The sequence below is a fragment of the Mycobacterium sp. NGS22 genome (genome assembly GCF_059813095.1).
In genome coordinates this window covers 1-571 of the sequence record NZ_JCALDY010000065.1, presented here as the reverse complement: position 1 = coordinate 571, position 571 = coordinate 1, and the positions used below count along the sequence as shown (strand labels likewise).

1 protein-coding gene is annotated in these 571 nt (G+C 67.6%); it reads right to left on the bottom strand.

The annotated features are described in order from the left end of the window. Positions 1 to 570: IS21 family transposase (locus AC5Y47_RS25660; RefSeq protein ID WP_499947065.1), on the bottom strand; the 570-nt coding region annotated here is incomplete at its 3' end. Position 571: the final 1 nt, after the last annotated feature.

The window sequence follows — 571 nt, the reverse complement described above, 5'->3', positions numbered from 1 at the left end:
CAACCGGCCGCGGCGCCCGATCCCGGCCTCGTTGTCCCACCACAACTCATGAGGCACTGCAGCGAAGCTGCCCGAGAGCAGCTGCCACATCCCGGCCACCAAATCCATCGTCTGACGTGAAGGCAGCATCACCGCAGCGATGAACCGGGAGAACGCCGCGACCATCACCAGCACCGGCAGCATCGCTTCTTGGCCGAACCCGACCGCGATCCTGGGTGCCGGGAACCACAGGTCGCACTGCATCGCTCGCCCCGGCGGATGCTCGAGGCGATCCACCGGATCAGCAGGCAGGTATTCCGGGCGGATCGCTCGGACCCGCTCCCGGAACCACGAGATCGAACCCGCCCACCCCACCCGCTCGGCCAGCACCGTCGCTGACATCGTCGGGTAAGCCGACAGCAACGCCCGCATCCGCGGTTCCACCTCACTGATCGCCGACGGCGTCAAGGCCCGCTGATACTTCGGCGGACCATCGTTGGCCAGCGCCGCGGCCACCGTGTCACGCGCGATGCCGAGCTGGCGTGCAATGGTCCGCTGCGACAAACCCTCGCTGCGGTAAAGATGCCGGATC